A 25,437-nucleotide genomic window follows, 5' to 3' on the forward strand; every position below is an offset into this window, starting at 1 on the left:
GTCAGATCTCCTGATCTTCGGGTTTGGAGGTGGCGTCCGGTCGCAGGGCCGCGATCAGGGTGCTGCCGAGAAAGTCGTCGGCGTCGCGCGCGCCGGGAAGGGTGAAGAAATAGCCGCCGCCGACGGGCTTGATGTATTCTTCAAGGGGTTCGCCATCCAATCGGCGCTGGACGGCGATGAAGCCCTTTTCCAGATCGGCCTGGTAGCAGATGAACAGCAGGCCCTGGTCAAGCTGGCCCGCCTTCGTCACCCCGTTGGAATAGTTGAACGTGCGGCGCAGGATGAGGCTGTCCCCGGTCTCGGGCGTCCGGGGATTGGCAAGGCGGATATGGGCGTCGAGCGGGGTCATGGCGCCATCGGGGTCGCGGGCATAGTCCGGCACCTCGAATTCGCTTGTCTGCGTGGCGTCGAGGGGGGCGCCGGTGTCACGCACACGGCCCATGATCATCTCCTGTTCCCGCAGCGGCGTGCGGTCCCAGCGTTCGACGAAATTGCGGATGATGCGGACAAGCTGATAGCTGCCGCCGGTGGCCCAGACCGGTTCGCCGTGCCGCGGGCCGACCCAGACGAGGCGGTCCATCAGGCCTGCGTCACCCGCATCGGGATTGGCCGATCCGTCGCGGAAACCGAGGAAGTCGCGCGCGCTTTCCGCCAGCCCGCCCTCGCCGGGCGGGATGACGGGCACGTTGCCCTCCTGGATCCAGTTCAGCACCAGCCGGTCGGGCAGCATCTTGATGATATCGCGCAGAGCGTGGATCGTGGTGTCCTGTGTGTTGGCGCAGATTTGCAGCGACAGGTCGCCATGACAGATCGTGGCGTCGAGCGCGTCGTTCGGAAACCGGGTCATGCGCGATAGGCGAAGGGGTTTCAGCGGCGCCAGCCAGTCGCGGGCATCGAAGAGCGAGGCCCCGAGCGAGACCGTCACCGTCAGCGCGTCGGGCCGGATGTCCGGGCCGACGATGCCGGAATCGGCAGGCGGCAGGCGGGGGTCCAGATCGGGCGGGCGCCCGCCCTGGGTCAGGAAGGCGATGCGCGCGGTCAGGCGGCGGAACAGATCCTCCATCTCGTCGGGCGTGCCGGCGATCACGTCGAAACTGGCGATCATGCCGTTGGCGGGGCGCGGCGTCACGATCCCGGCCTGATGCGGACCGGTCCATTCCACCCGGTCTTCGGGCGACGCCATGTTCAGAACCGGCGCGTCGGGGACATGGCCCTCGGGCGTCGCGCGCGCCTCGGCGCGGGTGGCCAGCCCGGCGAAGGGGCAGGCGGCGGCAAGGCCGATCCCGCCCAGAAAGCTGCGGCGACTGGGGGGCGCGGTGCGGTTGTTGTCGGTCATGCGGGATCACTCCAATCCTATGACGGGGTTGACAGCGGCGATGGCGATGGTCAGCGCGCGGAAAGCGCCCGCCAGCCGCTCGCGGTCCTCGGGCGGGACGGCGTCATAGGCGGGCCAGCCGTCGGGGGTCTTCAACGCCTCCAGCGCGGCGCGGGCCTCGGCGAAGCCCTGATCCACATCCGCGGCCACCTCCGGCACGGCATCGGCCACCAGCGGGCGCAGAAGCTGCACCGCCTTTTCCATCCCGTCCAGATTGGCGGCGAATTCGGCCGGATCGGTGAAGCCGTAGCGGTTTTCGCCATCGCGGATCTGGCCCTCGGCCAGCCGGTCGGCCTGGCGCGCGGCGGTGCCCGCCAGATCCTCGGGGGCAAGGCGCAGGGCCTTGAGGCGCTCTTGCAGCACGGTCACATCGGCCAGAAGCCGGTCCGCCACCGGGACCAGCGACGCGGTGTCGCCCTCGACCCAGAGGCCGTATTCGATGCGGTGAAAGCCGGTGAAACCGGGATCCGCCTCGCGGTTTTCCAGATAATCGGCCAGCGGGTCGATGGCGTTTTCCAGATCGGCGATACGGCCGGTCACCGCCTCGATCCGCTTGTAGGGCAGGCGTGCGGCCAGATATTGCGCCTGCGCCGCCACAATGTCGCCCGCGCGGATCGCGTCGGTCAGGCGCGCGGTTTCAGCGACCAGCGCCGCCGATTGCTGGCCGAGCCAGACCTTGTATTCCGACAATGGCCCGATGAAGGCGGTGACCGGCGGCGCGGCGCGCTCGGCCTCGGATTCCTCGGACGGCGTCACGACCAGCGCGCCGCGCGGGTTGGACAGCAGGCCGCAGGTGATCTGGAACGTGCCGGGTTTCAGCTTCGCCGTCAGCAGCGAATGGAAGCCCGGCGCGATGTTCTCGCGTTCCTCGACCACCATCACGCCATCGAGGATCTCCCATTCGATCGGGCGGGCGGAGGCGTTGTGGATCTCGAAGGTGGTGCGTCCTGCGGGCAGGGTGAAATCCATCGGATCGCAGTCGCGGTCGCCCACGACGACCTTGTGGATCTGGCCGCGCTCGGGCTCGGGCGCGGTCTGGGTGGCATACCAGAAGGCCACGCCCCCGGCCATGGCCAGCGCCGCCGATCCCGCGACGGCCAGCGGCACCAGGCGCGAGGGCCGGGAAGGTTTCGGGAAATCTGTCATCTCGTCATGCCTTGCTTGCGTCGAGAGCCGCGGCCGGACGATCCGACCGCAGGAACAGCGGCAAAGTCACCGCCAGATACAGCGCCCAGACCAGGGCCTCGCCCAGGGTCGGCGCATGGTGATAGCCGAAAAGCCCGGAGAGCACCGTGCCGGGAACGCCCGAGACCGGCAGCGACCCGGACAGGTCGAAGACCAGGGTCTGCAGGTGGTTCCAGAGCCCGGCCTCATGCAGGTTGCGCAGCACGCCGGCCAGGAGGCCCGCCGCGATCAGCAGGATGAACACCCCGGTCCAGCGGAAGAACCGCCGCAGGTCGATGCGGATGCCGCCCCAGTAGATCGCAAGGCCGAGCGCCACCGCCACTGCGACCCCGGCCAGGGCCGAGAGGGGTGCGGCGGGCCCCGGGCTTTGCTGGAAGATCGCCAGCAGGAAGAAGACCGATTCCAGCCCCTCGCGCGCGACGGCGAAGAAGGCCATGCCGATCAGCGCCCAGGTGGCCCGGGCGGGGGCCTTCATCGCGCGGTCGATATCGGCCTGCAATCCGGCCCGGATCCCGCGCGCGGCGCGGCGCATCCAGAACACCATCCAGGTCAGCACGGCCACCGCGATCAGGCCCACGGCGGCCTCGAACGCCTCCTGCGCCTTTTGCGGGAATTCCGAGGCCACCAGCAGCAGGCCCGCGCCGACGAAGAGCGAAAGCGCCACGGCGAGGAAAATACCGATCCAGATCACCGGCAGCCATTCCCCGCGCCCGGTCTGGCGCAGGTAGCTGGCGATGATGCCCACGATCAGCGCCGCCTCGATCCCCTCGCGCAGCATGATGAGGAAAGGGGCGAGCATCACATCGACCCGGATTTCGCCGCCGCGATCATGGCGTTCACTTCGGCCCGCATCGCCTCGGGCACATTGCTTTCCTCAAGCCGCAGGAAGCCTTGCAGGATCAGGTCGCGCGCGGCGTCCTCGGTCAGGCCCGTGGCCATCAGATAGGCCATCTTCTCGGCCGAGATCATGCCGATCGAAGCCTCGTGCGAGAGCTGCGATTCCGCGCTTTCGGCGCGCAGGCCGGGGACCGAGACGATCTCGCCCGCCGCGCCCAGCTTCAGCCCGTCGCAGCCGAGGAAGCCGCGCGTGCCGGGCGCGGCGCCTACCAGAAGGTTGCGGTTGGTGATATGCCCGCCCGCCGCCACCATCCGCGTCGTGGTTTCGGATGTGGCGCCGCGCCCGGCCAGGCGGATCCCGCTTTCCATGATCCGGGTCGTGCCCTCGGGCGCGAAGACGATGGCCTGGTCGCCGGACGACCCGTCCTCGGCGATCTCGGTCAGGCTGTGGGAATAGTGATGGCGCAGGGGCGACATCATGATGCTGGTCGCCACGGAATGCGCGCCCTTGTCGATGCGGCTGCGGGCATAGGAATGAACCTGCATCTCCGGCCCCCATTGTTCGACCGAGACCGAGCGGCAGGTCGCGCCTTCGCGCAGGAAGCTTTCCGAGATCGAGATATGGTGACCCGCGCGCACATTGGGCGACACCGAGGATCCGGTGACGAATTCGACCTCGGCGCCTTTTTCGACCACGGTGATGTTGTGGAAGAACTGGCGCTGCTGCGGCGTCTCGATCATGTCGAAAAGCTGCACCGGCAGGCGCAGCTTCGCCCCCTCCATCACCCGGACGAAATGGCCCAGAGGCGGGTCGGTGCTCTCGGACGCCTGGCGGACATGTTCGTCATGATCCGGCGCGATCAGCGAGAACATCAGGCCCTGCACCCAGTCGTGGCGGCGCAACGCTTCGGCGATGGGCAGGATCTCGACCTGATTGTCCTGGACCGAGATGTGGCGCACACCCTGATCGACGAGGATGCAGGTCCCGGCACGTTCCCTATCCGTCGCATAACCGAGGCGGGCGAGCCGCGCGACCTCTTCGGCCGAGAGCGGAGGGGTATGGAGGGTCATGGTATCGCTCCTGTTCACGCCACCTGCGCGGCGGGCGCGCGGTAGCCGTGGTTGCGGATATGCTGGAACAACTCGCGGGGATCGCCGGAATGGACGATCCGGCCGCCCGACATGATATGGCCGACATCCGCCGTCAGATGGTCGAGGATGAAGCCGGTATGGGTGATCACCAGCCCCGAGCGGCGGCCCTTCGGACCCTGCATCAGCCGGTCGATGGCGGATCCGACCGCAGCGATATGTTCCAGATCGACCCCGCTTTCGGGCTCGTCGAACAGCAGAAGGTCGGGCCGTTGCAGAAAGAGCTTGAGGATTTCCCACCGCTTGATCTCGCCGCCCGAGAAGCCCTGGTTGATGCCCCGTCCGGTGAAACGCTCCAGGTCAAGCGCGGCGGCCTCGGCCGCCAGCCGGTCCCCGGCGCCGAGCGCCTCGGAGAGGCCGCTGACCGTCACCCCGTCGAGCGCGGGCGGGCGCTGGAAGGCCATGCCGATCCCCAGCCGGGCGCGCGCGTCCACCGCCAGCATGTCGATGCGCTGGCCCCGGAACAGGATCTCCCCCCCGGTGACGCGGAAGGGCGGCAGGCCCATGATCGCCGCCAGCAGCGAGGACTTGCCCGAGCCGTTGGGGCCGAAGAGCACATGCAGTTCCCCCGGCCCGATGGTCAGGTCGATCCCCGAGAGGATCTGCGTCTCTCCGGCGGAGACGTCCAGATTGCGGATTTCGAGTGTCTCGGCCACGAGCGTTCCTCCTGCTCATGTGGTTTGGAAAAACCGGACCCGCTGCGAGAGTGACGTGGCCTGCCGGAAACATGCCTATGATATCCCGGATATCCGCGGCCTGCCTTGATCTGCCGCAATATCCCGGGCGGGGTTCGCCTGCATCGGCCGGACGGGCTGGCCGGTCACGGCCTCGCGGATCGTCCGCGCGATCACGGCGAACCAGGCCGCGCGGGTGTCGGAGCGCCGGTGCGACAGCACCACCTCGCGGCCCGCGCGCGGATCGTTCAGGGGGCGATGCGTGGTCAGACCGTCGCCGCGCTCGAAGGACAGGGCGGCCAGCACCGGCATCAGCGACACGCCTTCCCCGGCGGCGACCATCTGGCGCAGCATCTCAAGGCTCGACGCCCGCCTGCTCGCCCCGCGCAGGGCCGGGCCGCAGGTCGCGCGCAACTGGTCATGCAGGCAATGGCCCTCTTCGATGGCCATCATCGAATCGCTGTCCTGCTGGTCCGGCGCGGCGGCGGCACCGTCGTGCCGGGCGGGACGAAGGGCTCGAAGAACAGCGGTTCCTGCGCAAGCGCTCCGCCATCGCCGGTGTCGCAGGCCAACGCCGCGTCGATCTCGCCCGAGGCAAGCTGGCCTGCCAGCTTTTCCGACCTGTCCTCGGACAGCACGAAGCGCAGCTTCGGAAAGCGGGCGCGCAAGGGGCGAATCACCTGCGGCAGCAGATAGGGGCCCAGCGTGGGCAGCGCGCCCACATGCAGGGGCCCGGCGGGTTCTTCCTCGGCCGCCAGGCGCGAGGCCAGCAGCACCCGCGCCTCGCGCAGCACCACCTGGCTCAGCGTCAGGATCCGGCTGCCCTTCGGGGTCAGCACCACGCCGCGCGGCGTCCGCTTGAAGATGACCGCATCCAGCAGGTTTTCCAGCTTGTGGATCTGGATCGACAGCGCAGGCGCGCGACACGCCGCAGGCATCGGCGGCGCGCCCGAAATGTCGATGTTCCGCTATGGCTTCCAGATACTCAAGGTCGCGAAGCGAAAGCCCAGCCAGAGAAGAGGACATGGCGCTTTCCCCGATAAATCCGGCTTATCGGCCCGACTTACCCAATATCTTTCCATATCTCGACCATAACAGTCAGAATTTGGACATTCAACTGCCAAGGAGGCGTTCCGATGTTTCTGCGTATCGACAGGCTTCAGGTGGAGATGCCCCTGCCCAAGGATCCCGACCCCTGGGCCGCCGCGGCGGTGAACGGGCTGATGGGCGGCCGCTTTGGCGAGATGACCGCGCTCAACACCTATATGTATCAAAGCTTCAACTTCCGTCAGCGCGAGAAGCTGCGCCCGCTCTATACGCTGATCGCCAATATCGCGACCAAAGGATCTGGGCCATATCGAGCTCGTGGGCGCGGCGGTGAACGGGCTTCTGCACGGGGCCGAGCCGAAGGGCGATCTGGAAAAGGGCAACGCGATCTTCGGGGATCTGTTCGGCGGCGCGGCGGGCGCGGGGCCGAATTTCCACATCAGTGGCCCGCATGGGGGGATGGCAACCAATGCCCTGGGCCAGCCCTGGCGGGGGGACTATATCTTCAACTCGGGCAACCTGTTTCTCGACCTCCTGCCAACGTCTTCCTGTAGAACGGCGCGCGGACGGCCAAGCCGCGGGCCTACGAGATGACCGACAACCCGGCGGCGCGGCATATGCTGGGTTACCTGTTCACCCGCGGGGGCGTGCATGCCTATGCGCTGGCGCTGAAGAAGCTGACCGGGGTGGACATGAAGAAGATGCTGCCGATCCCGAACATCGAAGGCGTGTCGACCCGCGAGAGCAAGCCCTTCCTCGACGGCGGGATGCACCGCAAGCTTTACCGCTTCAGCCCCGACGCCTACCACGAGATCGGCGTGATCTGGGAGGGCGAGGCGCTGGACGGCTCCGGCCCGCTTGGGGTGGTGGACGGCCCGCCCACCGGCGGCCTGCAATATAAGGCCGAAGGCGTCGCCTCGGCCTTCATCCCCGATTACCACCCCGAGGAAATCCTGGAAACCTCCAGCAAGCTTTACGCCAAGGCGACCTGACACGACAAAAGCACGTTGACCGGGTGCCCTTGTCCCGGTCGGTGCCGATGGGCCGGGCGGGAATTGCCCGGCCCGTCATTTTTGCGCCGCTCGCGCCGTTGCGGGCCCGCAACGCCCGGGGTCACATGTCCGGGGCACTGAACCTTTCCGCGCCGATGTGATCTATTCCCGGCCTCGCATGCTGCATTCTTGCCGCAGGCTTGCCCACTGAGCGACGATGTCGGCCGGGAACCGGGCACTCGAACGCGCCTACGAAACGAAGGGAGAGCGGGACGGCGTCGCTTGGGATGTCCAGGGATTGTTCCGCCAGCATGCGCGCTGCCTGACCTTGACCCATCGGGGCGCCTCCGCCGATCTGGCCGAGGACATGACGCAGGATGTGTTCGTGCGGCTTCTGACGCGCGAGGGCGACGACGGGCGCGACCCCGGCCCCCTGCTGTTTCGCAGCGCGCGCACCCTGATGATCGACCAGTTGCGCCGCGACCAGTTGCGCGGCCGCATCGAGATCGCCATGCCGGATCTGGAGGAAAGCGCCGATCCCGCGCCGCTGCCCGAGCAGCGTCTGCATGACCGCCTGCGGCTGGAGCGCACGGCGCGGGCGCTGATGGAAGTGCCCGAGCGGACGCGCCGAGCGGCGTGGCAGCCGCAGCCTGTTCGACATCGAGCAGGGTGGCCTTCCTCGGCGCCATCCTGGCCGCGCTTCTGGTCCATGCGCTGGCGGGCAACGGCCGCCGGGGCAACGCCCCGCTGCGGCTGGTTCTGGCCGGGGTCATCGTTTCGGACTTCCTCGCCTTGACGACGGCGGTGCTGCTGATCTTGGACGAGGCCATGCTGGATGCCGTGCGGCAATGGACGGTGGGATCCTTGGTCGGGCAGGGGCGGGCGGGCCTTGCGGCGGCGCTGCCCTGGCTTGGCGCGGCGCTTGGCCTCGCGCTCTTGCTGCGCGCCCGCCTGAGCCTGCTGGCGCTCGGGCCCGAGGTGGCGGCGGGCCTTGGGCTCGCGGTGGCGCGCTGGTGTGGACGATCGGGATCGGGCTGGCTGTGCTGCTGGCCGCCGTGGCGGTTGCGTTGGCCGACTCCCTGGGCTTCGTCGGCCTGATCGTGCCCCATGCCCTGCGCCTGATCGTCCGGGCCGAGGGCTTTGCGCGCGGGCTATCCTGCGGGATGCTGGTCGGGGCCGGGCTGGTCCTGGTCGCCGATGCCCTGCCGCGCGCCCTGTTCGGGCGCGACATTCCGGTCGGCATCGCGCTGGTGCTGGTCGGGGCGTCGGCCTTCCTGTGGCTGGTCCACAGGCGCCTCGGGGCGGAGGGGCGATGACGCGGCTTCTGGCTTCCCGGCCTCTTGCTGCTGTCGCTGATGGTCGAAGAGCGGATCATCCCGCCGCAGGCAGCTCTGCGCCTGCTGGCCGGGGGCGCGGGCCTGTCCGCGGACCAGCTTTTCATCCTGGGCGAATTGCGCCTGCTGCGCGCGCTGACCGCGCTGGCGGCGACGGCGGCCCCGGGGCTTGCCGGAACCATCTGCCAGGCGGTGATCCGCAACCCGCTGCTTGAGCCGGGGCTGATTGGCATCAACGGCGGACCCGACCTTGCGGCGGTGCTGCTGCTGGTCGGCTTTCCGGCCGTGTCTGCCTTGTGGCTACCCCGGGCGGCGCTGGCGGCGGCGGTGGTCGCGGCCAGCGGTCCGATCGGCTTCGTCGGGCTGATCGCCCCGCATCTGGCCCGGCGCCTGGCGGGCGGCGATCGCCGCCGGATCCTTCCGCTTGCGGGCCTGATCGGGGCGGCCCTGCTGATCGCCGCCGATCTGGTCGGGCGGAGGCTGATCGCACCGACGCAGATCCCGGCGGGGCTGGCGGTGGCACAGACCGGTGCGCCCTTCTACGGCTGGCTGTCCTGGAGGCCTCGCGGGCACAGGGGATGACTTTGGCCCATTGCCACCACATCCTGGGCGAGGGGGGCCGCTTGGCATTCCCGAGGGCCGGTTCACCGTGCTGGCCGGGCCGAACGGCAGCGAGAAATCCACGCTCCTGCGGGCGCTCGCGGGGGGCGCCTCCACTGGCGGGCGAGGTCCTGCTCGGCGGCCAGCCGCTCCGGCGGCTTTCAGCGCGAGCATCGCGCCGCCGGGAGGCGAAAGGCCGCGCGCCCGGTCCGCAGGGGCTCCGCAGATCCCCCTGCGATGATGCCGGATCGCCGCGACAGAGGCACGATTTCATATTGCCCACGGCCCCAGGATGCTGCGCGCCCGCCCTTGCCGCCAGACGCGCGGGCCTCTGCGCCGGGCCCGGCGTGTCGCTAGAAGTCGATCACCACCGAAGGCGCGCTGCGCCGCCCCTCGCCATGATAGACCGCCTCAATATTGTTGCCATCGGGGTCGCGAACGAAGGCGGCGTAATAGCCGGGGTGATAGTCTCGCGCGCCGGGCGCGCCATTGTCGCGGCCGCCATGGGCCAGTGCGGCGCGGTGGAAGGCATCGACCATCTCGCGGTCACGCGCCTGGAAGGCCAGATGATGGCGGCCGGTCAGCACGCCCAATGCCGCCCGGCTCTGTGCCGAGGAGACCACAAGCTCGTCCGCCCAGAAATAATCGTCGGACGTGCCGACGACCGGGATCTCCGGCACCGCGAGAACGACTTCGTAGAAGGCCTGGCTGGCCGCGAGGTCCTGCACCACAAGCTGGATGTGATCGATCAGCCTGCCGCGATGCAATCGATTGGATTCCACGATCACTCTCCAGATAAGGCAGCCTGTTCCCGGGCTCCGGCCCGGCCAAGGGCCGGAAGGCCCGCAGGCGGGAACGATGGCAGATGCAGGCGGCAACGGAAACCATCCTGTTGCCGCGACGCCGGGCTGACCCGGCTCCGACACTCCCGTCCGATCCGCACGGGCACGTTCCGCCCTGCTTTTCACAGGCCGGGTCCGCCGCAGATCTTACAGGGGGCGCCCGCCCCACCACGGGCATACCCCCCCGCCACCGTGCCGCAGCATGCCCGCAAGGCGGGAAACGCAAATCTGATAATGCCCGCCGCGCCCGACCGGGGCCACAGGCCGGGTAACCAGACGCGCCGCCCTCTCACAACCACCGAATTTCTTCGCCTCTTTCTTCTTTGCGGAAATATCCCGGGGGTGAGGCCCGGCACGGGCCGAGGGGGCAGCGCCCCCTAGCCCCCGAAAGCCGCCGCCAGCGCGATCTCCACCATCGCGCCGAAGCTCTTCTCGCGCTCTTCGGCTGGCAACGCCTCTCCGGTCAGGACATGGTCAGAAATGGTCAGGACAGAAAGCGCGCGGGCGCCGTGGCGGGCGGCAAGGGTGTAGAGTTCGGCGGTCTCCATCTCGACTGCAAGGCAGCGATGGCGCCGCAATTGATCCGACAGATCCTGCCGCTCGTCATAGAACGTGTCCGATGAGTGCACCATGCCGACATGCACCCTCGCCCGGCCCGCAGCTCCGGCATGTGCTTTGGCATGTGCCCGGGTCAGCAGGTCGAAATCCGCCGTGGGGGCGAAGTTCACCTCGCGGAACAGCGACCGCGAGGGCGAGCCCTCGGTCGAGGCCGCCATGGCCAGAACCACGTCGCGCAGCCCGACATCGGGCTGCATAGCCCCCGCCGATCCGATGCGGATCAGCACCCGTGCGCCGTGGTCGCGGATCAGCTCGTTGGCATAGATCGACATCGACGGCATGCCCATGCCGGTGCCGTGGATCGTCACCCGATGGCCGCGCCAGGTGCCGGTATAGCCCAGCATCCCGCGCACCTCGTTGACCAGGACCGCACCGTCCAGGAAGGTCCGCGCCGCCCAGCGGGCGCGATAGGGGTCGCCGGGCAGAAGCACCGTCTCGGCGATCTCGCCGGGTTTCGCGCCGATGTGAAAGCTCATGCCGGTTCCGTCCTGATCCGCTGCCCCGCCCCATTGATGCCGAAGCGGCGCTACGGCGCAAGGGGGCACCTCGGCCGGTCACAGATGAGGCGTCAAAGAAATTTAATTACACGAATATGCCGGATCTCGCCGCATAAGGCTTGATGGGCGGTGCATCTCCCGGATATAATGAAAATGAATTACCCATACTCCCCGCATCGCAGCCGGAGCGCGATCATGTCCGATTCCCGTCTCATCCGATACGATATCGCCGATCCGCAGGCGGGGGGGCAGCGCAGGCCCTTTGCCAAGGCGGTGCGGGCGGGGGATTACGTCCATGTCTCGGGCCAGGTGCCGACCCGCGACGGCGAGGTGATCCCCGGCGGCATCACCGCCCAGACCGAACAGGTGATCGAGAACATCAAGGCGGTGCTGGCGCTTGCGGGCTGCGGGCTGGAGGATGTGATCAAGGTCACCTGCTGGCTGGACGACGCGCGCGACTTTTCCAGCTTCAACGCCGTCTTCGAGAAGCATTTCGGCCCGAACCCGCCCGCGCGCTCGACGGTGGAATCGCGGCTGATGGTCGATGCCAAGGTCGAGATCGACGCCATCGCCTGGAAGCCGATCTAGGCCATGCGGGTTCTGATCCTTCCCGATCCGGCGGCCGCGGCGGAGCGCGCGGCGGGGCTGATCGCCGAAAGGTTGCGCCGCCAGCCGCGGACCGTCCTCGGCCTTGCCACCGGCGGCACGATGGAGGCGCTTTACGCCCGGCTGATCGCGCATCACCGCGCGGGCGATGTCAGTTTCGCCGCCGCGCGTTCGTTCAACCTGGACGAATATGTCGGGTTGTCGCCGGATCACCCGGCCTCCTACTGGCGCTACATGCGGGCGCATCTGTTCGACCATGTCGATTTCGCGCCCGGGGCCACCTTGTTGCCGCACGGCGATACCGGCGACGCGCGGGCCGAGGCCGACCGCTACGAGGCCGAGATCGTCCGCGCGGGCGACATCGGGCTTCAGCTTCTGGGGCTGGGCGCCAACGGCCATATCGGCTTCAACGAGCCGACGTCGAGCCTGTCCTCGCTGACGCGGGTCAAGACGCTGACCCATTCCACGCGCGAGGCCAACGCCCGTTTCTTCGACGATCCCGCCGACGTGCCGCGCCATGCGATCACCATGGGGATCGGCACCATCCTGCGTGCGCAGGAGGTGCTTCTGCTGGCCCATGGCACCGGCAAGGCGGTGGCGGCGGCGCAGATGATCGAGGGGCCGCTGTCGGCGGCCTGCCCGGCCTCGGCGCTGCAACTCCACCGCCATGCGACGGTGGTGCTGGACGAAACGGCGGCGGCGAAGCTCTCGCTGCGGGATTACTACGAGGCCGTCCACCCCTCGGGCTGCGACGCCGAGATCTGATCCAGCGCGGCGCGCAGGGCGGCGACGCGGGCCGGATCGGTGGCGCGGGCGCCCTTCGGCTGGAAGCCGAAGGTCTCGACCGCCGCCAGCCCGGGGGCAGAGCGCGGAGAACTGCAAGAGGCGTGGACCTCGCGCAAGGCCAGCCTGGCCAGGTCGCGCAGGTTTCCGGCGTCGATCCCCGCGCCGGGCATCACGGTGATGCCGGGACGCGCCATCGCCTTCAGCCGCGCCACGCCCGCTGCCGCCGTGGCCGCCCCGCCCGAGGACAGCACCCGGCGGATGCCCAGCCGTGCGCAGGTCTCCATCGCCTCGGCCGGGTCGGGGCACAGGTCGATGGCGCGATGCAGGGTTACGTCGAGCCCGGCCGCCTCGGCCAGAAGCTCGGCCAGCGTCTCGTCGTCCAGTCGGCCGTCGGGAAGCGAGGCCCCGATCACCACCCCCGCCAGCCCCGCCGCGCGGGCGGCGCGGATCTCGGCGCGCATGGCGCGGCGCTCGGCCGCGCTCCAGACGAAATCGCCCGCGCGGGGGCGGATCATCGCCATGGTGGGCAGGGGCGAGGCCACCGCCAGATCCATCAGCCCGGCCGAGGGAGTCAGCCCGCCAAGCGCCAGCGCGGCGCAAAGCTCGATCCGGTCGGCGCCGTTGTCCGCGGCCAGGATCCCGGCGGCATCCTCGACGCAGACCTCAAGCAGGATGCGGGGGCCCTTCATCCCGGCCTCCTGCGTTCCATCGCCACCAGCAGCGCGCCGCCCAGAACCCCGAGCACGCCGCTGATCAGCGCCGCAAGGGGATAGCCGCCCAGACTGGCAAGCAGGCCGCCCCCCGCGCCGTGCGCGGCCAGGCTGCCAAGCGCGAAGACCCCGGCGCCAAGCGCCCCCCCCGCGAACATGTTCACCGCGATCAGCGAGGCCGAAAGCCCCGGCCGGTCGCGGATCATGTCGAGCAGGTAGGAGATCGGCAGCGAGATGATCCCGGCGGCGGCAAAGCCCCCGATCAGGCTGGCGGCATAGACCTGCCAGGCCGCGTCCGACAGCGCGAGGATGCCCAGATAGACCAGATACAGCGCCGCCGTGGTCAGCAGCGCCGAGGTCAGCCGCACCCGGCGCAGCACCCCGGTCCAGAAGAACATGAAGACCACCTCAAGCGCCGCGACCATGCCGATAACATAGCCGATGTCCTCGGCCCGGCCCATGGCCTGCCCGGTCAGGATCAGGGGCAGGACGGCGGCATTGACGTGCAGGACCTGGCTGATCAGCGCCACGCCAAGGATTCGCAGCAGGGTTGCGGGCGCCAGGATCAGGCGCAGATCGGACAGCGCGGGCGGGCCGGGCAGCCGCACCTGGGCGGGCCGGTCGGGGCGGCCGGTGGTGGGGGCGACGCGGGCGGTGCCGGTGCCGCCTTCGGGCGGCGCCTCGGGATCGGGGGCGGCGGCGGGATTGGGGCCGGGGGCGGGAGGGCGGTCGGGCTCCAGCCAGAACAGGACGGTGGCAAGGCAGCCCCCTGCGACCAGGGCCGCGATCAGATAGGATCCGATCATGCTCGTTCGCCCCGCCAGCGCGATCCCCACCGCGCCGGGCACCAGCACCCAGGACAGCGAAATCATCATCCGCATCAGGGCGTTGGCGATCCGGGCCTCTTCGGGGTCGAAACGGTCGGTATGGGCGCGGACATTGCCGAACAGCATGGAATTGGTGGCATGGTAAAGCGCAAGCGGCCCCACCGTCGCGAAGGCGAACATCCAGGCCGAGGGGAAGGCCCAGACCAGCCCGTAGCCGATCACCCCGAAGGCGGCGACGAAGGCCAGCGGGCGGCGATAGCTGTGAAAGCGGTCGGACATGAGCCCGATCCCGATCGCCAGCACCACATTGGCCACCGAAGCCGCCAGCGCGATCATCGCATAGGCCTGGTCGGAGAGCCCCAACTCCCGGATGCCGATCACGGATTGATAGGGCGAGGTGGCGGCCCCGGAAAAGCCGTAGAGGAAGATCGCCGCAGCCGAGGCACGCACCACCCGATGGCGGCGCAGGATCGAGATCCAGGCCCGCATCGGATCAGCCCCGGAACCGGGCCGAGGGCTCGGCTTCCGGGGTGAAATCCGCCCGCGCCTCGAAGGGCAGGGTGCCGGGCGGGCGGTGCAGGTTTTCCAGCCGCGCGATGTCCTGGCTGACCACGCCCTCGCTGAGCGCCATCAGGTTGGGATTGGCGATCGGCGCCAGTTCGGGCGAGAGATAGCCCGATTTCACCACCAGAAGCCCGACCGCGCGCGGGTCGAGCCCCAGCCGGGCGAAATCGGACAGGTTGTGATAGGGGCGGCGCCGCGCGGCCAGGACCAGGGTGATGCCGCCGATGCGGACCACGGCCTCGCGCTCGGCGGGGGCGGTGCCGGGGACCAGCCGGATCACCTGGGCCCGCGTCTCGACCGTGTCGCCCGCGGGATCTAGGCTGCCGCCGATCCGCAGGGTCAGGCTCGCGCCGGGCCCGGCCTGGAAACAGGCCTCAAGCGCGGGAAGATCGGTGATCCCGGCGATCAGCGCATCCTGCCAGCCGCGCGCGATCAGCGCGGCCAGCACGTCGGCGCGGTCGCCCACGCCGCCGCCGGTGGGATTGTCGCCGGAATCGGCCAGGATCACCGGCGCGGTGGTGGCGCGGGCGGCGATGTCGAGCATCTCTTCCAGCGGCCCGGTGACCGGCCCGAAGCGGAACCTGTCGCGCGCGGTCCAGAAATCGGCGCCGATCCGCAGCGCGGCCCGGGTGCAGGCGGCCAGGTCGGTGCCGGTGACCATTGCGCAGGCCGTCGCGCGCGGCTCGTCCGCCCAGACATAGCCGATCATCAGATCGGTGCGCCAAACCTGCGGCCCCTCCAGCCCCGGCAGGGCGGCATAGAGGCTGCGGGCGGGCTCGTCCTCGGTCGAGGAGCGCTCGCCGGGCAGAAGCAGCGGCACCGGCACCCGCACCACCCCCGACCGCGTGCCCGTCTCCAGCGCGCGCAGCAGCATCGCGAAGGCGGCGGTCATCGTCTCGGGCGTGTCGATATGCGGCGCGGTGCGATAGGCCGCGAAAATGTCGATCTGGTCGGTCACCCGGGCCGAGACATTGCCATGCAGGTCGTAGGAGGTCGCGATCACCATCTCGGGCCCGACCAGATCCCTGACGGCGGAGATCCAGTCGCCCTCGGCATCGAACATGCCCTCGACCTTCATCGCGCCATGCATGGCAAGATAGACGCCGTCGCAGGGCAGGGCGGCGCGCAGCAGGTCGAGAAACTCGGCCTTGAAGGCCTCGTATGTCGCGCGCGAGACCGGGCCGCCGGGCACGGCGCGGGCATGAAGCAGCGGCGCGATGCGCACTTGCGGGAAGGCGCCGAGAAAGCCGAAATGTTCATGCGACAGCAGTTCCGCGCCGCGCAGCACGTGAAAATCCTGCGCCTGCATCAGGACGGGGGAATAGGTTGAGCATTCGGTATGGATGCCGCCGACGGCGATACGCATGGGATCTGTCCTGCGAAAGGGGGATGAGGGGGGCGCGCGGATCCGGCGCCCCCCGAAGGGTCAAAGCGTGGGGTGAAGCCTGGTCTGGGCTGCGAAGCGCAGCCAGTCCTTGTTCTCGCGCCGGGTCCAGGCGGCCTCGGCCACGGCGGAAAGGCGCGGGAAGACGAGATCGTTGAACCAGGCGTCCGAGGTGAAATGCTCGCACCAGATGCAGGCCTGGATGCCGCGCATCCGGGGGCGGAGCTCTTCGGGGAAATCGCCCTCGGCCTCGTAATCGTAGCTTTGCCGGGGCGGCACCGGCCCAGCCCAGCCCGCGCCGTTTTCCAGCCAGTCCGCGCCCTGCACCATGTCGAGGTAATAGGCCTGGCCCGGCGTCATCACCACGTCATAGCCCTGGCGCGCCAGTTCGATCCCGACCTCGGGCTTTTCCCAGGCCATCAGCAGGGTGTTCTCGGGCGCGACGCCGCCACCATGGGCGACCTCGTTCCAGCCGACCAGCACCCGCCCGCGCGCGTCCAGCATCGCCTTGACGCGGCGCAGGAACCAGCTTTGCAGTTCGAACGTGCCGGAAAGCCCCTCGCGCTGCATCAGGGCGCGGGCCTTCGGGCTTTCCAGCCAGGCGTTCTTCGCCACCTCGTCCCCGCCGATGTGGAAATGGCGCGAGGGGAAGATGGCGCAAAGCTCGTCGATGATGCGCTCCAGCACCACGAAGGTTTCGGGGATGGCTGGGTTCCAGGAGTTGTTGGGATAGCCCTGGACCGGGTGATAGCTGTCGGGCGTCTCGTCGGGGTCGACCAGGAAGGGCAGGGCCGCGACGACGCAGGCGGCATGGCCGGGGGTTTCGATCTCGGGCATGACCTCGATCCCCAGGGCGCCGGCATGGGCGACCAGTTCGCGCATCTGGTCCTGGGTATAGAACCCGCCCGAGACGCCCGGCCCGTCGCCCAGTTGCGGCAGCATGGCGGGGGTGTCGGCGCTGCGATGCGCGCCCGCGCGGGTCAGTTCGGGATAGGCCAGGATCTCGGCCCGCCAGCCCTCGTCGTCGGTGAGATGCCAGTGGAAAAGGTTCATCCGGTGCCAGGCCAGGATATCGACCACGCGCTTGACCTGATCGAAGCGCCAGAAATGGCGCGAGACGTCCAGATGGCTGCCGCGCCAGCCGTAGCGCGGGGCATCCTCGATCACGCCCTCGGCCGGAAAGCGGAAGGCGGGATCGGTGAAGGCGCCGTGCAGCATCTGGGCCAGCGCGACCAGCCCGTGGCGGCGCCCGGCCTCGGCACTGGAGGCAAGCTCGATCCCGCGGCCGAATCTCAGCCGGTAGCCCTCGGCCGGGATCGAGGCGTCATAGGCGAAGGCGATCTCGCGCGTGCCGGGGGCGGGCGAAAGCTGGAACAGCTTGCGCGCGGCCGGGAACAGGCGGGCGTGCAGCGCATCGACCGACAGCATCAGCCGCAGGTCGGCCATCGCCGTGCCGGGGGCGGCATGCAGCAGGACCGGGGCAGGGCCCGGCTCGGCCCGGATCGCATTCGGCCAGGGCAGCAGCGCGAAGGGCAGCGTCAGCCGTCCCGCGGGCATGCGCGGCGGCGGCGGGGCGGGGGGCGCGTCGGCCTGGATCAGGTCGCCCACCTGGACGGCCAGGCGGCGCGCGCCGAGATTGACCCAGGCGGTCTTCGCCGCGTCATTGCGATGGAAGGGCGAGCGGTTCAGCGCCTCGGCCCGGACCAGCCAGCTTTCACCCGGCGCCAGCCGCAACCCTTCGGGCGGGGCGAATTCGTGGTAGTTCGCCACCCTTCGCACCAGACGCCCGCCCGAGACCCGCTCGCGGTCGATGATGCGGGTGATGGTGGTCAGGGCGAGGGTGAAATCCTCCAGCACCTCATCCGAGAGATTGGTCAGCCGGATCTCCCATGTGCCTTCGGGGGCGGGTTCGGGGGCCCAGGCGTTTTCCAGAAAAAGGGTCATGTCGCTTCCCTGTCGTCTTTTTGTCGGTGTGGGTCGGTGGGTGTCAGTAGTCGTCGCTTTGGCTGAAGGTGCGCGCCAGCGCGGGGATGCCCGCGGTCAGGCCGCAGTCCACCGGCAGCACCGTCCCGGTGATCGCGGCGGCCAGGGGCGAGGCGAGGAAGCCTACCGCCTCGGCCACATCCTCGGGGCGCACGATGCGGCCAAGGGGATAATGCGCGGCGGCCTCGGTGAAGACCTCGGGGTTGGCGATGGCGCGGGCCTCCCAGGCCTGGGTGCGCACGGTGCCGGGTGCGACTGCATTGGCGCGGATGCCGTGGCGGCCGTATTCCACCGCGATCAGTCGGGTCAGATGGATCATCCCCGCCTTGGCGGCCGAATAGGCCGGATGGCCGAAGACCGAGATCCCATTGACCGAGACGATGTTGACCACCGCCCCGCGATGCGCGGTCAACTGCGCGGCCAGTGCCGAGAAGACCAGAAAGGCCGCGTCGAGGTTCAGCGCCCTATCGGCGGCGAAGCTTTCGGCGGTGGTGGCATGCAGGCTGGGCGAGAGGGCGGCGCCCGCGTTGTTCACCAGGGTCCGCGCGCCGCCAAGATCCTCGGCCGCCCTGGCCAGATCCAGGCAGCTTTGCGCATCGGTCACATCGACCTGGACGGGCGTGAATCCCGCCCCCAGTTCCGCCGCCGCGCGCTCGGCGGCGGGCAGGTCGCGGTCGGCCAGCAACACCAGATCATGGTCGCGCCGCAGCCTTGCCGCGATGGCGCGGCCGATATCGCCGGCGGCCCCGGTGACGATGGCCAGACCGCGCGCGGCGGTCTCGTCGGTATCCCGCATGGGCATCCCCTTGCGCGGCAACAGGATAACCGGCGGGGGCGCGGCCGCTTCGCGCCCGGCCGGGGGTCAGTCGCCCAGAAGCTGGCGGTCGTCACCGTCGCGGTGGCGGATGAGCTGTTCCTTGATGCCGCGCAGGATCCGGGCCGAGCGCACCCGGTCGGCATAGGCCACCAGATTGGCAAGGATATCCACCACCGCGAGGCTGGCATATCGGGTCGAGGAGGCGCGGAAGATGTTCTGCCCCTCGGGCAGGTCAACGGCGATCACCAGATCCGCCGCCTCCGCCACCGGAGAGCCGCTCTGCGTCAGCGCGATGGTCGGCACGCCGCGGTCGCGCAGCACCTGGAAGCAGCGCACCAGTTCGGCATTGCGCCCGGTGAAGCTGGAGCCGAACACCACGGTCCCCGGCTCGGCCGCCGCCGAGAGCATCAGGTTCATCCCGTGGTCGTTGGAGGCCGAGACCCGCGCGCCCAACCGGAACAGCCGGTTCTGCAATTCGTTGACGATCATCGAGGAATTGCCGCCCGCGCCGAAGGCATAGATCATCCCCGCGCCCGCAAGCAGCGCCGCCGCCCGCTCGATCACCGCGAGGTCGAGGTTGCGGTGCATCTCGAACAGCGCGTTCTGCGCCTTGGTGACGATATCCTCGGCCACTTCGGCGGCGGTCGAGGTCACCGATTCGGGTTTCAGGTAGCGCAGCCCGACATAGGCGCTCTTGGCCAGTTGCACCTTGAAATCCGAGAACGAGGCGCAGCCCAGGCGGCGGCAGAACCGCGTCACCGTGGGGGGCGAGACGCCCGCCCGCGCCGCGATCTCGGTGATCGAGGCATTGGTGGCATAGTTCACATCCGCCAGGACCGATTGCGCCAGCCGTCTTTCCAGCGCGGAGAGCCTGCCCTCCTCATCGGTCAGCGCCGCGATCAGGCCCGAGGCACCCATCGTGGCCCCCGAGGCCTCGGGGGGGGCGGGGTTGGCAGGCGGCGCCGTTTCGCTTGCGGTTTCTTTCAGATCGGTCATGAATTTCCCGTTCGGCTGGAGCCCGTTCCGATGAGGTCCGGCCGGATGCGGCCTCGGATGCGGTGCGCTCGGCAGGGGGTGTCGGGGCAGAGAGTGCCCGCCACCAACCCCGAGATGATCGTCCGGTCAAGCACTGGCAGGAATCCAGAAATTCATTTTCGTTCTTCCTTGACATTTAGCCATATCCATCGCGATTATTCCAGAGAATATACATGAATGCTGAAAAGATTTTCATGATCTGTCGAAAGGCTGGCCCAAGATGACGGCAGAACGCGACCCGTTCCTCAATCCGTTCCCCAAGGGCGATCCCGATCGCCGCGCGATCTGGCAGATGCTGGTCGCGCGCGATATCGATGCCTGGACCAGCGCCGACTGGGCGGCGGTCGCCGGGGATTTCATCGCGCGGAACTTCACCGGGGTTTCGGGGAACTTCCAGCCCGATCCGCAGGGCTTCACCCTGGCCTTCCCCACGCTTGAGGCCTACCGCGCCGAATGGTTGCGTCAGGCCGAGGTCTTCGTCGCCGACCGGGCGGCGGGCGTCTTCGCGGGCGATCCGCGCGCCGCGATCTATGCCGCCACCCGGCTGGAAGAGATCGAGATCACCGGCGATGCCGCGCTGGTGCGCAAGAAGTTCGACGGCCGCCTGCCGAAGGCTGATGGCACGTCGGATCGGATGAACTGGCAGACGCTTTACATCTGCCGTCGCGAGGATGGTGGCTGGAAGATCGCGGGTTTCGTCGGTTATCTTCCCCATATCAAGGAGTGATCATGCCGGATCCGGCCCGCAGACGCATCTTCGTGGCCGCGCTCGCGACCGAGACGAACACCTTCTCGCCCATCGTGATCGACCGCAAGGGGTTCGAGGATTCGCTCTATGCCCCGCCCGGGCAGCATCCGGCGACGCCGACGCTTTGCACCGCGCCGATCCCGGTCGGGCGGCGGGTCTGCGCCGAAAAGGGCTGGGAACTGGTCGAGGGTTCGGCCGCCTGGGCCGATCCGGCGGGGCTGGTCTCGCGCGGAGCCTATGAGGGGCTGCGCGACGAGATCCTCAGCCAGCTTGCCGCCGCGCTGCCGGTGGATGCGGTGGTGCTGGGGCTGCATGGCGCGATGGTGGCGCAGGGCTATCTGGACCCCGAGGGCGATTTCACCGCCCGCATCCGCGACCTCGTCGGTCCCGAGGTGGTGATCTGCGCCGAGATGGACCCGCATTCGCATCTGACCGCGAAGCGTCGGGCGGCGCTGGATTTCTACGTCTTCTTCAAGGAATTCCCCCATACCGATTTCGTCGAACGGGCCGAGGATCTGTGGCGCATCCTTGTCGATACGCTTGAGGGGCGGGTGCGCCCGGTCGTCTCGGTCTACGACTGCCGGATGATCGACGTCTTCCCTACCTCGCGCGAGCCGATGCGCGGCTTCGTCGACGAGATGATCGAGATCGAGCGGACCGATCCCAGGGTGCTGTCGCTTTCCGCCGTCCATGGCTTCATGGCGGGCGACGTGCCCGAGATGGGAACGAAGATGGTCGCGGTGACCGATGGCGATGCGGCCCATGGCGCGGCGCTGGCCAGGCGGCTTGGCGAAAGGCTTTACGCCAATCGCGGCCGCCATATCATGCCCTCGGTCGATGAGGCCGAGGCGGTGACGCAGGCCATGGCGGCGCGCGCCCATCCGGTGGTGATCGCCGATATGTGGGACAATCCCGGCGGCGGCACGGCGGGGGATTCCACGGTGATCCTGAAGGAGGTGCTGGCGCGCGGCGCGCGCGGCGTCGTCTTCGGCACGATCTGGGACCCGATGGCGGTGCAGCTTTGCCTCGTCGCGGGCGAGGGGGCCGAGATCCCCCTGCGCTTCGGCGGCAAATCGGCGCCCTTCACCGGCGATCCGGTCGATGCGCTGGTGCGGATCGAGCGGCTGAACGCAAGGGCCGAGATGCGTTTCGGCGAAAGCCTGGTGCCCTTCGGCCCGGCGGCGCGGCTGGCGCTTCTGGATCCGCAGGGGGCCGAGACCGGGGTCGAGGTCATCCTCAACACCGTGCGGGCGCAGAATTACGACCCTTCGCTGTTCGAGGCGCTTGGCGTCGACCCGACCGCCTGCAAGGTTCTGGTGATCAAGTCCACCAACCATTTCTATGCGGCTTTCTCGAAGATCGCCTCCGGGATAATCTATTGTTCGGCCGGGATGCCCTATCCCAACGATCCGGCCCGGACCACTTATCGCCATGTCCGCGCCGATATCTGGCCGCGCGTGGACGATCCTTTCGCAGGTGACAGATGATGCCCCTTCCGCCGAATTTCCCCTGGCCCGAACCGGGCGCCCCGCTGGAGGAGGTGCTGACACCGATGCCGGTGATCGACGAGGACCGTCTGGCCGCGAACATCGCCCGGGCGCAGGCCTATATGGCGGCGCATGGGCTGGGCTTTCGCCCGCATATCAAGACCCACAAGATCGCGGCGGTGGCGCGCGCCCAGGTCGATGCCGGGGCGGTGGGGATCAACTGCCAGAAGCTGACCGAGGCCGAGGTCTTCGCCGGGGCGGGCTTCGACGACATCCTGGTGACCTACAACATCCTCGGGCCCGCGCGGCTGCGGCGGCTGGTCGCGCTGAACGACCGGGTGGCGCGGTTGGTGGTGGTCGCCGACAGCGCCGAGACCGTCGCGGGCTATGCCGCTGCTTTCGCGGGCGGCAAGCCTCTGGCGGTGGCGGTGGAATGCGACACCGGCGGCGGGCGCTGCGGGGTGCAGGACCCGCAGGCGGCCTTCGCGCTGGCGCAGCGGATCCAGGCCGCGGGCGGGCTGCGTTTCGCGGGGCTGGTGACCTATCCCGCGCCGGGGGGCGCCGCGCGGGTCGAGGCTTTCCTGCGCGAGGCGATGGCGCTTCTGGCGGCGGCGGGGATCGACTGCCCTTTGCGCTCGAACGGCGGCAGCCCGGATCTGTGGCAGGCGCATCTGGTGTCCTCGGCCACCGAACACCGGGCGGGCACCTATGTCTACAACGACCGCGCGATGCTGCGGGCGGGCGAATGCGGTCGTGGTGATCTGGCGATGCATGTGCTCGCGACCGTGGTCTCGCGCCCGACGCCGCAGCGCGCGGTGCTCGACTGCGGGTCGAAGGCGCTGACCTCGGACCTTCTGGGCTTTGCCGATTACGGCGAGATCGAGGAACTGCCGGGCGCGCGGATAACCTCGCTTTCCGAAGAGCATGCGGTCGTGGATCTGACCGGCTGCACGGCGCCCGCGCCCGGGGTGGGGGATCGGGTCCGGGTGATCCCGAACCACACCTGCGTCGTGTCCAACCTGTTCGACCGGATCGTCTTTCACCGCGCGGGCCGCGTCAGCCGGGTCGAGGATGTCGCGGCGCGCGGAACGGTCTGGTAAGGGGGCGGCGATGCCGAAGGGGATTTACCGCGCGGCGCGGATCTTCGACGGGGTGCAATGGCACGAGGATGCCGCGCTGCGCATCGACGGCGGGCGCGTCGCCGGGATCGGGCCTGCGGAGGGCGCGCCCCTGGCCGTGCCGGTTCCGGGCTGGATCGTGCCCGGCCTGATCGACCTTCAGGTCAATGGCGGCGGCGGGGTCCTCTTCAACAACGACCCAACCCTCGGCGGCATCGCGCGGATCTGCGCGGCGCATGCCGCGTTCGGCACCACCGCGACCATGGTCACGCTGATCACCGACCGGCCCGAGGTGACTGCGGCCGCGATCTCGGCCGGCGGGCAGGCGGATGCCACCCCGGGCTTTCTGGGCCTGCATCTTGAGGGCCCGCATCTGGCGGTTTCGCGCAAGGGCACCCACGACCCCGCCCTGATCCGCCCGATGGCCGAGGCGGATCTGGCCGCGCTGGTGCTGGCCGCCGGGGCGCTGCCGAACCTGATCGTGACGCTGGCGCCCGAGGCGGCGAGCGCGCTCCAGATCGGCGACCTGGCGGCGGCGGGGGCGGTGGTCAGCCTTGGCCACAGCAATTGCGACGCTGCCTCGGCCCGGGCGGCTTTCGCGGCGGGCGCGGGGATGGTGACGCATCTTTTCAACGCGATGAGCCAGCTTGGCCATCGCGCGCCCGGTCTGGTCGGCGCGGCGCTGGACGGCGAAAGGATCTGGGCCGGGCTGATCGCCGACGGGTTCCACGTCGACGACACCGTGATGCGGGTGGCACTCAGGGCCAAGGCGGGGGCCGGGCGCTCGGGCGGGATCTTCCTCGTCTCGGATGCCATGTCGACCATAGGCAGCGACCAGCGCGAATTCACCCTGAACGGGCGGCGGATCCTGCGCGAGGGCGGGCGGCTGACGCTGCAGGACGGCACGCTCGCGGGGGCCGACATCGCCCTGATCGACGCGGTGCGGCATGTGCATCGCGGGCTCGGCCTGCCGCTGGAGGAGGCGCTTCGGCTGGCCGCGCTGCATCCGGCGCGGGCGATGGGGCTGTCGGACCGGGGCCATCTGGCCCCCGGCGCGCGCGCCGATTTCATCGCCATCTCTCCGGGGGTCGAGGCCCTGGGCACCTGGATCGGCGGCCTGCCCGCCGCGGGCGTGGCGCAGGCGGATGTGGCGCAGGCGGGCGCGGGGGTGCGGGCGTGATCCTTTGCTTCGACATCGGCGGCACCGCGATCAAGAGCGCCGAGGCCTTTTGCGCCGACGACATCCGCCCCGGCGCGCGCGTGCCGACGCCGGGCGGGGATTTCGCCCGCTTCGCCGCCGTGCTGCGCCGGGCCGTCTCGGATGCCTCCACCGCGCCCGAGCGGGTGGCGATCTCGATCGCGGGGGTCATCGACCCCGACACCGGGCGGGCTACCGTCGCCAATATCCCCTGCCTGACCGGGCGGCGTCTGGTGGCGGATCTGACCGCCGAACTGGGCCTGCCGGTTGATCTGGCCAATGACGCCGATTGCTTCGCACTGGCCGAGGCGGGGATCGGCGCCGGGCGCGGGCATGATGTGGTCTTCGGCCTGATCCTGGGGACCGGGGTCGGCGGCGGGCTGGTGGTGCGGGGCGAGTTGATCAACTCCGCCGGGGGATTCGCCGGGGAATGGGGGCACGGGCCGGTGGCGCAAAGGATCATCGGCGACCAGGTCCTGCCCGCCTTTGCCTGCGGCTGCGGCCAGACCGGCTGCCTCGACGCGATCTGTTCCGCGCGAGGGATGGAGCGGCTGCACCTGCATCTGACCGGCGAGGCGCTGGACAGCCAGGCCATCGTCGCGGGGTGGGAGGCGGGCGCGCCCGCGCCTTCGCATACGATCGGCCTGTGGCTCGAACTTCTCGCCGGGCCATTGGCCATGGTGCAGAACATGCTGGGCGCGGGGATCATGGCGGCGGGCGGCGGGCTTTCGAACTCGCGCCCGCTGATCGCGGCGCTGGACCGGGCGCTGCGCGCGCGCATCCTGCGCCGACTTGAGCGCCCGCTGATCGTTCCCGCCGAATGCGCCATCGAGCCCGGCCTGGTCGGCGCGGCGCTTCTGGGCCTGTCGCGCCGGGGGCGGGCGCTGGCCTGAAATGCGCCCTTCTGGCCGGGAATTGGGCAAGACGTGAAAACGAATTACATATTTTTTCACGGCTCATGAAAAATTCTTGACGATCCACCATGCGATGCGCAAGATCGAGAAAAAGAATTTCTCCACTGGGA

General features: G+C 69.4%; 26 protein-coding genes and 3 pseudogenes. 14 read left to right on the plus strand and 15 right to left on the minus strand.

Annotated elements, in window-relative coordinates; genetic code table 11:
* Position 1 precedes the first annotated feature (1 nt).
* The 7 genes from efeB to ABNX41_RS09980 form a co-directional block, all read right to left on the minus strand.
* Entirely contained in the window at positions 2-1,336 is a 1,335-nt protein-coding gene (efeB, locus tag ABNX41_RS09950; protein ID WP_438669575.1) for an iron uptake transporter deferrochelatase/peroxidase subunit, read from the minus strand.
* Between the two features lie 6 nt (positions 1,337-1,342).
* The gene (efeO, locus tag ABNX41_RS09955; protein ID WP_438669576.1) at positions 1,343-2,521 is read right to left on the minus strand and encodes an iron uptake system protein EfeO; all 1,179 of its coding nucleotides are present in this window, start codon (positions 2,519-2,521) and stop codon (positions 1,343-1,345) included.
* Between the two features lie 4 nt (positions 2,522-2,525).
* Complete coding sequence (efeU, locus tag ABNX41_RS09960) at positions 2,526-3,359, minus strand: iron uptake transporter permease EfeU (RefSeq protein ID WP_438669577.1); 834 nt, start codon at positions 3,357-3,359, stop codon at positions 2,526-2,528.
* Positions 3,359-4,468, minus strand: coding sequence for a SufD family Fe-S cluster assembly protein (locus ABNX41_RS09965; protein WP_438669578.1), 1,110 nt, complete (start codon positions 4,466-4,468; stop codon positions 3,359-3,361). Before ABNX41_RS09965 ends, efeU begins: the two co-directional genes overlap by 1 nt.
* A 14-nt stretch (positions 4,469-4,482) precedes the next feature.
* On the minus strand, positions 4,483-5,202 hold the full coding sequence (locus tag ABNX41_RS09970) for an ABC transporter ATP-binding protein (RefSeq protein ID WP_438669579.1): 720 nt from the start codon (positions 5,200-5,202) through the stop codon (positions 4,483-4,485).
* Positions 5,203-5,277: 75 nt separating this feature from the next.
* Positions 5,278-5,673 (minus strand): LysR substrate-binding domain-containing protein, encoded by a 396-nt coding sequence (locus tag ABNX41_RS09975; protein ID WP_438669580.1) that lies wholly within the window; start codon positions 5,671-5,673, stop codon positions 5,278-5,280.
* Entirely contained in the window at positions 5,670-6,158 is a 489-nt protein-coding gene (locus tag ABNX41_RS09980) for a LysR family transcriptional regulator (protein WP_438669581.1), read from the minus strand. Before ABNX41_RS09980 ends, ABNX41_RS09975 begins: the two co-directional genes overlap by 4 nt.
* Before the next feature lie 198 nt (positions 6,159-6,356).
* Between ABNX41_RS09980 and ABNX41_RS09985 the strand changes: the two are divergent.
* The 7 genes and pseudogenes from ABNX41_RS09985 to ABNX41_RS10015 form a co-directional block, all read left to right on the plus strand.
* Positions 6,357-6,548 (plus strand): annotated as a pseudogene (locus tag ABNX41_RS09985) (manganese catalase family protein); the annotation flags it as partial.
* A 49-nt stretch (positions 6,549-6,597) separates the two neighbouring features.
* A complete protein-coding gene (locus ABNX41_RS09990; protein ID WP_438669628.1) occupies positions 6,598-6,861 on the plus strand; it encodes a manganese catalase family protein in 264 nt (87 codons plus the stop codon).
* Positions 6,837-7,259: pseudogene (locus ABNX41_RS09995) on the plus strand (manganese catalase family protein); the annotation flags it as partial. The gene ABNX41_RS09990 and the pseudogene ABNX41_RS09995, both read left to right, overlap by 25 nt.
* A 367-nt stretch (positions 7,260-7,626) precedes the next feature.
* Positions 7,627-7,686 (plus strand): annotated as a pseudogene (locus tag ABNX41_RS10000) (hypothetical protein); the annotation flags it as partial.
* Positions 7,687-7,928: 242 nt separating this feature from the next.
* Positions 7,929-8,357, plus strand: a complete 429-nt coding sequence (locus tag ABNX41_RS10005; protein WP_438669582.1) for an iron chelate uptake ABC transporter family permease subunit — start codon at positions 7,929-7,931, stop codon at positions 8,355-8,357.
* Positions 8,327-8,575: an iron chelate uptake ABC transporter family permease subunit gene (locus tag ABNX41_RS10010; RefSeq protein WP_438669583.1), complete on the plus strand. Its 249-nt coding sequence runs from the start codon at positions 8,327-8,329 to the stop codon at positions 8,573-8,575. Before ABNX41_RS10005 ends, ABNX41_RS10010 begins: the two co-directional genes overlap by 31 nt.
* A gap of 24 nt (positions 8,576-8,599) precedes the next feature.
* The gene (locus ABNX41_RS10015; protein ID WP_438669584.1) at positions 8,600-9,175 is read left to right on the plus strand and encodes an iron chelate uptake ABC transporter family permease subunit; all 576 of its coding nucleotides are present in this window, start codon (positions 8,600-8,602) and stop codon (positions 9,173-9,175) included.
* A gap of 371 nt (positions 9,176-9,546) precedes the next feature.
* On the opposite strand, the gene ABNX41_RS10020 is transcribed toward ABNX41_RS10015, so the two are convergent.
* Together ABNX41_RS10020 and deoD are read right to left on the minus strand one after the other, a co-directional pair.
* Positions 9,547-9,975: a VOC family protein gene (locus ABNX41_RS10020; RefSeq protein WP_438669585.1), complete on the minus strand. Its 429-nt coding sequence runs from the start codon at positions 9,973-9,975 to the stop codon at positions 9,547-9,549.
* A 437-nt stretch (positions 9,976-10,412) separates the two neighbouring features.
* Positions 10,413-11,129 (minus strand): purine-nucleoside phosphorylase, encoded by a 717-nt coding sequence (gene deoD / locus ABNX41_RS10025; protein ID WP_438669586.1) that lies wholly within the window; start codon positions 11,127-11,129, stop codon positions 10,413-10,415.
* Positions 11,130-11,345: 216 nt separating this feature from the next.
* Here deoD and ABNX41_RS10030 point away from each other — a divergent pair, with 216 nt between their 5' ends.
* Together ABNX41_RS10030 and nagB are read left to right on the plus strand one after the other, a co-directional pair.
* Entirely contained in the window at positions 11,346-11,738 is a 393-nt protein-coding gene (locus tag ABNX41_RS10030; protein WP_438669587.1) for a RidA family protein, read from the plus strand.
* Between the two features lie 3 nt (positions 11,739-11,741).
* Positions 11,742-12,521: a glucosamine-6-phosphate deaminase gene (gene nagB / locus ABNX41_RS10035; protein WP_438669588.1), complete on the plus strand. Its 780-nt coding sequence runs from the start codon at positions 11,742-11,744 to the stop codon at positions 12,519-12,521.
* Here nagB and ABNX41_RS10040 read toward each other — a convergent pair.
* The 6 genes from ABNX41_RS10040 to ABNX41_RS10065 form a co-directional block, all read right to left on the minus strand.
* Positions 12,479-13,231, minus strand: a complete 753-nt coding sequence (locus tag ABNX41_RS10040; RefSeq protein WP_438669589.1) for a copper homeostasis protein CutC — start codon at positions 13,229-13,231, stop codon at positions 12,479-12,481. The genes nagB and ABNX41_RS10040 overlap by 43 nt on opposite strands.
* Positions 13,228-14,568, minus strand: coding sequence for an MFS transporter (locus ABNX41_RS10045; RefSeq protein ID WP_438669590.1), 1,341 nt, complete (start codon positions 14,566-14,568; stop codon positions 13,228-13,230). The genes ABNX41_RS10040 and ABNX41_RS10045 overlap by 4 nt, the downstream gene beginning before the upstream one ends.
* A gap of 4 nt (positions 14,569-14,572) precedes the next feature.
* Positions 14,573-16,009, minus strand: coding sequence for a M81 family metallopeptidase (locus ABNX41_RS10050; protein WP_438669591.1), 1,437 nt, complete (start codon positions 16,007-16,009; stop codon positions 14,573-14,575).
* A gap of 60 nt (positions 16,010-16,069) precedes the next feature.
* The gene (locus ABNX41_RS10055; RefSeq protein WP_438669592.1) at positions 16,070-17,971 is read right to left on the minus strand and encodes a beta-N-acetylhexosaminidase; all 1,902 of its coding nucleotides are present in this window, start codon (positions 17,969-17,971) and stop codon (positions 16,070-16,072) included.
* A 43-nt stretch (positions 17,972-18,014) separates the two neighbouring features.
* Positions 18,015-18,806, minus strand: coding sequence for an SDR family oxidoreductase (locus ABNX41_RS10060; protein ID WP_438669593.1), 792 nt, complete (start codon positions 18,804-18,806; stop codon positions 18,015-18,017).
* A 66-nt stretch (positions 18,807-18,872) separates the two neighbouring features.
* The gene (locus tag ABNX41_RS10065; protein WP_438669594.1) at positions 18,873-19,823 is read right to left on the minus strand and encodes a MurR/RpiR family transcriptional regulator; all 951 of its coding nucleotides are present in this window, start codon (positions 19,821-19,823) and stop codon (positions 18,873-18,875) included.
* 259 nt (positions 19,824-20,082) lie between these two features.
* On the opposite strand from ABNX41_RS10065, the gene ABNX41_RS10070 reads away from it, so the two are divergent.
* The 5 genes from ABNX41_RS10070 to ABNX41_RS10090 are packed head-to-tail and all read left to right on the plus strand — an operon-like array spanning position 20,083 to position 25,306.
* A complete protein-coding gene (locus tag ABNX41_RS10070) occupies positions 20,083-20,589 on the plus strand; it encodes a M48 family metalloprotease (protein ID WP_438669595.1) in 507 nt (168 codons plus the stop codon).
* A 2-nt stretch (positions 20,590-20,591) separates the two neighbouring features.
* Complete coding sequence (locus tag ABNX41_RS10075) at positions 20,592-22,097, plus strand: M81 family metallopeptidase (RefSeq protein WP_438669596.1); 1,506 nt, start codon at positions 20,592-20,594, stop codon at positions 22,095-22,097.
* Positions 22,094-23,197, plus strand: a complete 1,104-nt coding sequence (locus tag ABNX41_RS10080) for an alanine racemase (RefSeq protein ID WP_438669597.1) — start codon at positions 22,094-22,096, stop codon at positions 23,195-23,197. Before ABNX41_RS10075 ends, ABNX41_RS10080 begins: the two co-directional genes overlap by 4 nt.
* Positions 23,198-23,207: 10 nt before the next feature.
* Positions 23,208-24,395, plus strand: a complete 1,188-nt coding sequence (nagA, locus tag ABNX41_RS10085) for an N-acetylglucosamine-6-phosphate deacetylase (protein ID WP_438669598.1) — start codon at positions 23,208-23,210, stop codon at positions 24,393-24,395.
* The gene (locus ABNX41_RS10090; protein ID WP_438669599.1) at positions 24,392-25,306 is read left to right on the plus strand and encodes an ROK family protein; all 915 of its coding nucleotides are present in this window, start codon (positions 24,392-24,394) and stop codon (positions 25,304-25,306) included. The genes nagA and ABNX41_RS10090 overlap by 4 nt, the downstream gene beginning before the upstream one ends.
* Positions 25,307-25,437 lie beyond the last annotated feature (131 nt).

This window comes from Pseudogemmobacter sonorensis (assembly GCF_042762395.1).
Lineage (GTDB): Bacteria > Pseudomonadota > Alphaproteobacteria > Rhodobacterales > Rhodobacteraceae > Pseudogemmobacter > Pseudogemmobacter sonorensis.